This window comes from Actinospica sp., assembly GCF_035552695.1.
In the GTDB taxonomy this organism is placed as follows: Bacteria; Actinomycetota; Actinomycetes; order Streptomycetales; family Catenulisporaceae; genus Actinospica.
Map to the genome: position 1 here is coordinate 45,697 of NZ_DASZKT010000177.1, position 6,657 is coordinate 52,353.

Here is a 6,657-nt window from a genome sequence, read left to right on the forward strand (position 1 = left end):
TCCCTTACCCTTCCTACCTGTCTCAGCCCTCGAGCATGGCCCGGTCGCGCACCGCCCCGGTGGCGGCGGACGTGGCCAGCAGCGCGTACGCCTTGAGCGCGAGCGAGACGGGCCGGTCGCGGTCCTTCGGCTTGTAGCCGTGACCGGACTCCAGCGCGGCGCGGCGCTCGGCCAGCACCTCGGCCGGGACGTCCAGTTCCAGCGCGCGGGTGCGGATGTCGATCGAGACCGTGTCGCCCTCCTCGACCAGCGCGATCAGGCCGCCGGCCGCGGCCTCCGGGGAGACGTGCCCGATGGACAGGCCCGAGGTGCCGCCGGAGAAACGCCCGTCGGTGATCAGCGCGCACTTGGCGCCCAGTCCCTTGCCCTTGAGGAACGCGGTCGGGTACAGCATCTCCTGCATGCCCGGTCCGCCCTTCGGGCCCTCGTAGCGGATCACCACGACGTCGCCGGCGACGACCCGGTTGTTCATGATCGCCTCGACGGCCTGGTCCTGGCTCTCGAACACGCGTGCCGGGCCGCTGAAGGTCCAGATCTCCTCGGCCACGCCCGCGGTCTTCACGATCGCGCCGTCCGCGGCGAGGTTGCCCCAGAGCACCGCGAGGCCGCCGTCCTTCGTGTACGCGTGCTCGAGGCCGCGGATGCACCCGCCCGCGCCGTCCAGGTCGAGCTTGTCCCAGCGGTTCTCCGTGGAGAACGGCTCGGTCGTGCGCACGCCGCCGGGCGCCGCGTGGAAGAGCTCGACCGCGGCGGCCGACGGATCGGCCGCGCGCACGTCCCACTCGTCCAGCCACGCGCCGAGCGACTCGGCGTGCACCGCGTGCACGCCCTCGTCGAGCACTCCGCCGCGGCGCAGCTCGCCGAGGATCGCCGGAATGCCGCCCGCGCGGTGCACGTCCTCCATGTAATAGGTCTTGTCGGCCGACGCGCGGTTCGGCGCGACCTTGACGATGCACGGGACGCGGCGCGAGGTCTCGTCGATCTCCTTGAGGCCGAAGCCGACGCCCGCCTCCTGGGCCGCGGCGAGCAGGTGCAGCACGGTGTTCGTCGAACCGCCCATCGCCACGTCCATCGCCATGGCGTTGCCGAACGCCGCGGGGGTGGCGATCGAGCGCGGCAGCACCGACTCGTCGTCCTTGGCGTAGTAGCGCTCCGCCAGCTCCACGGCCAGCGAGCCGGCGCGCTCGAACAGGGCGCGCCGCTTGCCGTGCGTGGCGAGCACCGAGCCGTTGCCGGGCAGGCCCAGGCCGAGCGCCTCGACCAGGCAGTTCATCGAGTTGGCGGTGAACATGCCGGAGCAGGAGCCGCAGGTCGGGCAGGCGGAGCGCTCGATGGTGCCGAGGGTGTCGTCGGAGACCTTCTCGTCGGCGGCGGCGGACATCGCGTCGATCAGGTCGAGCTTGTCGTAGGCCACGCCGTCGCGGATGTGCGCCTTGCCGGCCTCCATCGGGCCGCCGGAGACGAAGACGGTCGGGATGTTCAGGCGCAGCGCGGCCATCAGCATGCCCGGGGTGATCTTGTCGCAGTTGGAGATGCACACCAGCACGTCGGCGCAGTGCGCGTTCACCATGTACTCGACGGCGTCGGCGATCAGCTCGCGGGAGGGCAGCGAGTAGAGCATGCCGCCGTGGCCCATGGCGATGCCGTCATCCACGGCGATGGTGTTGAACTCCTTGGCCACCCCGCCGGCCGCGTGCACCGACTCGGCGACGATCTCGCCGACGTTGCGCAGGTGCACGTGGCCGGGAACGAACTGGGTGAAGGAGTTGGCGATCGCGACGATGGGCTTGCCGAAGTCCGCGTCCGTCATGCCGGTGGCGCGCCAGAGTGCGCGCGCACCCGCCATGTTGCGTCCGTGGGTCGAAGTCCGGGACCGCAGAGCCGGCATTGCGGATCACTCCGTTTCTGATGGTGCCTCGTCTTGTCGGCAGCGCCGCCGACTGCTAGAAGTCTCCCACCTCGTCCGCCGCTCGGGACAGCGGTTCCGGCATTCAAGATACGGAACGGCGGGTCAGGCGACCGCGGGCTCGACGGAGGCGCCGGCCGCGGCCTCGTTCCTCACCGAGCGCTCCGCGAAGAAAGCGCCGGTCGGCAGCACGGACATGACCAGGATCCAGGCGAGGCGCTTGCCGGTCCACTTGCGCTGCGTGTGCCCGTACGCGGTGATCATCACGTAGGCGATGAACAGCAGGCCGTGCAGCATGCCGAAGATCTGCACCGGCATCTGGTGGTGGCCGACGATCTGCAGCGGCATGGCGACGCCGAGAAGGATCAGGAACGAGACGCCCTCGGCGAGGGATACGGGGATGAACAGGCGGGTGAACGTGTCGCGAGAAGTCATGCCCGATATCTTACCGACGCGCGGTCGGGAAGATTGCACCGACCCCCGCGTTCGGCGGCGTAAGTCTCGTCACACTGTCGGCGCGGGCCTCTAGGCTGTACCGCATGGATTGGAGTAGGCGAGCATGCTCGCGGCGGGGGCACGTCCTCTATGAGCCGGTGGAGAAGGAGTATCAGGGCCAGGTCAGGGCCGATACGGGGATCGGCACGGCCTGGCGCTGCCTGCGCTGCGGGGACTTCGTCCTCGACGTGCCGACGGCGAGCGGACCGGTGGCCGAGGCGCCGATGCCGTTGCGCGGCAAGGCGCTGCGGTCGCGGTTCATCATGCGGCTGCTGGCGGTCGAGCGGATCTTCCGTTTCCTGCTGGTCGGCCTCGGCGCGTACGCGGTGTGGAAGTTCTCGAACTCGGAGCACTCCGTGCAGATGCTCTTCGAGAAGAATCTGACGATATTCAAGCCGGTGGCCCAGCACTACGGCTACGACCTGGACAACTCCTCGGTCGTCACGACGATCCGGAAGCTGTTCACCTACAAGCATTCCTCGCTGGACCTCGCGGCCGCGGCGCTGGCGCTGTACGCGGTGATCGAGCTGATCGAGGCGATCGGCCTGTGGCTGGCGAAGCGCTGGGGCGAGTATTTCGCCGCGGTGGCCACCTCGCTCTTCCTGCCGGTCGAGATCTACGAGCTCACCGAGCACGCGACCAAGTTCAAGATCGCCACGTTCGCGCTCAACGTGCTCGCGGTGGTCTACCTGGTCTGGGCGAAGCGGCTGTTCGGCGTCCGCGGCGGCGGCAGGGCGTACGAGGCCGAGCTGACCAGCGAGTCGCTGCTGCACGAGCCCACCGAGCCGGTCGGGCCGGCCAAGCCGACCGGGGCCGTGCCGAACAACGGCGTGTCGAACAACGGCGTGCCGGGCGGCGGCGCGCCGAGCAGGACCGTGCCCGACGACGGCCTGTCGAGCGACACCCTGACGAACAACGCGGCCACGCTCCCGCTGAGCGTCGCCGAGCCGACCGTCCGGATGCCGCTCGGGGAGCCGCCCGAAGAAATTGTTCAAGCTTAAACAATCTCGCGTAAACTGGGAGACATGAGTACTACCCGCTGGCTGAACGAGAACGAGCAGGGGGCGTGGCGCGCCTGGCTCGAGGTGATGCGGCTGCTGCCCAACCACCTCGAGGACCGGCTGCACGAACGGCATGACCTGACCCTGACGGACTACCAGGTGCTGGTCGAGGTGTCCGAGTCGGCCGAGCACCGGCTGCGGATGACCGAGCTCTCGCACCGCACGCAGCTGTCCAAGAGCCGGCTGTCGCATCAGATCGGCCGGATGGAGCGAGCGGGTCTCGTGGTGCGCACCCAGTGCCCGGACGACCGTCGCGGCCAGTGGGCCGAGCTCACCGAGCAGGGCTGGACCGTGCTGCGCGAGGCCGCGCCCGGCCACGTCTCGGACGTCCGCGAGCTGTTCTTCGACATCCTCGACGAGCAGCAGGTCGCCGCCCTCGCCGCCGGCCTGCGGGCCGTCGCCGACAAGATCGGCATGAACCCGGCCACCGGCTGCGCCAACGCCCGGGCGGAGATGGTGGAGCGAAACGGCGCCGAGGGCGCTTGCCCGGATTCCGCGAACCCGGACGGGGACTAGCTCTCCGCCAGCAGTTCGTCGGCGGCGGTGAAGGGGTCGATCTCGCCCGCGGCCACGCGCTCGGCGAGCCGGCGCAGCGGGCTGTCGGGGCCGCCGTGCACGGAGCCGTAGCGGGAACGCAGCACGCCGAGGGCGATGGCCTCGATCTCGGCGGCCGCGCGGGCCCTTCGCCGGGTCGCGAGCAGGCCGGTCTCGGCGAGATAGGCGCGGTGCTTCTCCAGCGCCTCGACGAGTTCCGCCACGCCCTCGCTCCGCGCGGCCACGGTCTTGACGATCGGCTGGCGCCAGTCGCCCGGGTTGCGGCGCTCGCCGAGCGCGAGCATGTGGTTCAGCTCGCGCGCGGTGGCGTCAGCGCCGTCCCGGTCGGCCTTGTTGACCACGTAGACGTCGCCGATCTCCAGGATTCCGGCCTTGGCCGCCTGGATGCCGTCGCCCATGCCGGGGGCCAGCAGCACGACGGTGGTGTCCGCGGCGGAGGCGACCTCGATCTCGGACTGGCCGACGCCTACCGTCTCGATCAGGATCACCTCGCAGCCCGCCGCCTCCAGCACCCGGGCCGCCTGCGGAGTGGCCGCGGCGAGGCCGCCGAGATGACCGCGGGAGGCCATGGAGCGGATGAACACCTCGGGGTCGGTCGCGTGATCCTGCATCCGCACCCGGTCGCCGAGCAGCGCGCCGCCGGAGAACGGCGACGAGGGGTCCACCGCGAGCACGCCGATCCGCTTGCCGCGCGCCCGATACTCGGTGACCAGCGCGTTCGTCGAGGTGCTCTTGCCGACGCCGGGCGAACCGGTCAGCCCGACGACGTACGCCGTGCCCGCATACGGCGAGAGCGCGGCGAGCACCTCGCGCAGTTGCGGCGAGCCGTCCTCCACCTGGGAGATCAGCCGGGCGACCGCGCGCGGATCGCCGCCCCGCGCGCGGTCGACGAGGTCGGGGACATCGATGGTCGTGTTTCCGGAACGCACGCTACCTATGGTCCCTTACTCGTGATCCGCCTGGGTCCTGACCGCGCGCCGCGGCTCAGCCGGCCGCCGGAACGCGGATGATCAGCGCGTCGCCCTGACCGCCGCCGCCGCACAGGGCCGCCGCGCCCACGCCGCCGCCGCGCCGCCGGAGCTCGAGGGCGAGGTGCAGCACGATGCGCGCGCCGGACATGCCGATCGGGTGGCCGAGTGCGATCGCGCCGCCGTTGACGTTGATCTTCTCGAAGTCCAGGCCGAGGTCCTTGGCGGACTGCACCGCGACCGCCGCGAACGCCTCGTTGATCTCGATCAGGTCCAGGTCCGCAACCTCGAGGCCCTCCTTGCCGAGGGCGTGCCGGATGGCGTTCGAGGGCTGCGACTGCAGCGAGTTGTCCGGGCCGGCGACGTTGCCGTGCGCACCGATCTCGGCGATCCAGGTCAGGCCCAGCTCCTCGGCCTTGGCCCTGCTCATCACCACGACCGCCGCCGCGCCGTCCGAGATCTGCGAGGAAGAGCCCGCGGTGATGGTGCCCTCCTTGCTGAACGCGGGACGAAGCTTGCCGAGCGTCTCCGTGGTCGTCTCGGCGCGGATGCCCTCGTCCTTGCCGAAGACCACCGGGTCGCCCTTGCGTTGCGGAATCTCCACCGGCACGATCTCCGCGTCGAACAGGCCGTTCTTCTGCGCCGCCGCCGCGCGCTGGTGCGAGGCCGCGGCGACCTCGTCCTGCTCGGCACGGGTGAGCCCGAGCCGGGTGTTGTGCTTCTCGGTGGACTCGCCCATCGCGATGTTCTCGAAGGCGTCGGTCAGCCCGTCGTAGGCCATCGCGTCGAGCATCTCGATCGAGCCGTACTTGAACCCGGCACGCGACTTCGGCAGCAGGTGCGGGGCGTTGGTCATCGACTCCTGGCCGCCCGCGACCACGATCTCGAACTCGCCGGCCCGGATCAGCTGGTCGGCCAGCGCGATCGCGTCCAGGCCGGAGAGGCAGACCTTGTTGACGGTCAGCGCGGGCACGCTCATCGGGATGCCGGCCTTGACCGCGGCCTGGCGCGCCGGGATCTGACCGGTGCCGGCCTGCAACACCTGCCCCATGATCACGTACTGGACCTGGTCGCCGGTGATCCCGGCGCGTTCCAGGGCCGCCTTGATGGCGGCCGCTCCCAGGTCCGCGCCGGAGAACGGCGTGAGCGAACCGAGCAGCCGACCCATCGGGGTTCGGGCTCCGGCGACGATGACGGAGGTGGTCATGCGGATGACTCCCATCGCAAGATTTCAGGTATGGGGACGTGACTTCACACTATCGCCGAATGAGCTACCCGCCAGTAGGGTCTAGAGCTGTCATCTCCGACACACCCGTGCCGGGGACCCTATCCCCAGCTCGAACGAGCAAAGCCAGGAAGGGCACCTCAAGATGATCACCCGCGTCGATCACATCGGTATCGCCTGCCGCGACCTGGACGCGAGCATCGCGTTCTACGAGCGGACCTACGGTTTCACGGTGTACCACCAGGAGGTCAACGAGCAGCAGGGCGTGCGTGAGGCCATGCTGCGGATCAACGGCACGGACGACGGCGGCTCGACCTACCTGCAGCTGCTCGAGCCGCTGCACGCCGAGTCGCCGATCGCCAAGTTCCTGGAGAAGAACGGCGAGGGCGTGCACCACGTGGCCTTCGGGACCGCGGACGTGGTCGCCGAGACCGCCGCCGTCACCGA

The 6,657-nt window shown here is 70.2% G+C and carries 7 protein-coding genes; 3 read left to right on the forward strand and 4 right to left on the reverse strand.

Annotated elements, in window-relative coordinates:
- Positions 1-22 precede the first annotated feature (22 nt).
- Together ilvD and VG296_RS20820 are read right to left on the reverse strand one after the other, a co-directional pair.
- Positions 23-1,888, reverse strand: a complete 1,866-nt coding sequence (ilvD, locus tag VG296_RS20815) for a dihydroxy-acid dehydratase (RefSeq protein ID WP_325568096.1) — start codon at positions 1,886-1,888, stop codon at positions 23-25.
- Positions 1,889-2,011: 123 nt separating this feature from the next.
- Positions 2,012-2,341 (reverse strand): DUF3817 domain-containing protein, encoded by a 330-nt coding sequence (locus tag VG296_RS20820; RefSeq protein ID WP_325568100.1) that lies wholly within the window; start codon positions 2,339-2,341, stop codon positions 2,012-2,014.
- 104 nt (positions 2,342-2,445) lie between these two features.
- On the opposite strand from VG296_RS20820, the gene VG296_RS20825 reads away from it, so the two are divergent.
- Positions 2,446-3,402, forward strand: a complete 957-nt coding sequence (locus VG296_RS20825) for a DUF2127 domain-containing protein (protein WP_325568102.1) — start codon at positions 2,446-2,448, stop codon at positions 3,400-3,402.
- Between the two features lie 24 nt (positions 3,403-3,426).
- The gene (locus VG296_RS20830; protein ID WP_325568104.1) at positions 3,427-3,978 is read left to right on the forward strand and encodes a MarR family winged helix-turn-helix transcriptional regulator; all 552 of its coding nucleotides are present in this window, start codon (positions 3,427-3,429) and stop codon (positions 3,976-3,978) included.
- Here VG296_RS20830 and meaB read toward each other — a convergent pair.
- Positions 3,975-4,946: a methylmalonyl Co-A mutase-associated GTPase MeaB gene (meaB, locus tag VG296_RS20835; protein ID WP_325568105.1), complete on the reverse strand. Its 972-nt coding sequence runs from the start codon at positions 4,944-4,946 to the stop codon at positions 3,975-3,977. The genes VG296_RS20830 and meaB overlap by 4 nt on opposite strands.
- Positions 4,947-5,001: 55 nt before the next feature.
- Complete coding sequence (locus tag VG296_RS20840; RefSeq protein ID WP_325568107.1) at positions 5,002-6,192, reverse strand: acetyl-CoA C-acetyltransferase; 1,191 nt, start codon at positions 6,190-6,192, stop codon at positions 5,002-5,004.
- A gap of 163 nt (positions 6,193-6,355) precedes the next feature.
- Between VG296_RS20840 and VG296_RS20845 the strand changes: the two genes are divergently transcribed.
- On the forward strand, positions 6,356-6,657 hold a 302-nt coding region (locus tag VG296_RS20845), incomplete at its 3' end, for a VOC family protein (RefSeq protein WP_325568109.1).

Bases quoted from the DNA above. Each gene is read 5' to 3' on its own strand.
- ilvD (WP_325568096.1), bottom strand. From the start codon at position 1,888: ATGCCGGCTCTGCGGTCCCGGACTTCGACCCACGGACGCAACATGGCG.
- VG296_RS20820 (WP_325568100.1), bottom strand. From the start codon at position 2,341: ATGACTTCTCGCGACACGTTCACCCGCCTGTTCATCCCCGTATCCCTC.
- VG296_RS20825 (WP_325568102.1), top strand. From the start codon at position 2,446: ATGGATTGGAGTAGGCGAGCATGCTCGCGGCGGGGGCACGTCCTCTAT.
- VG296_RS20830 (WP_325568104.1), top strand. From the start codon at position 3,427: ATGAGTACTACCCGCTGGCTGAACGAGAACGAGCAGGGGGCGTGGCGC.
- VG296_RS20840 (WP_325568107.1), bottom strand. From the start codon at position 6,192: ATGACCACCTCCGTCATCGTCGCCGGAGCCCGAACCCCGATGGGTCGG.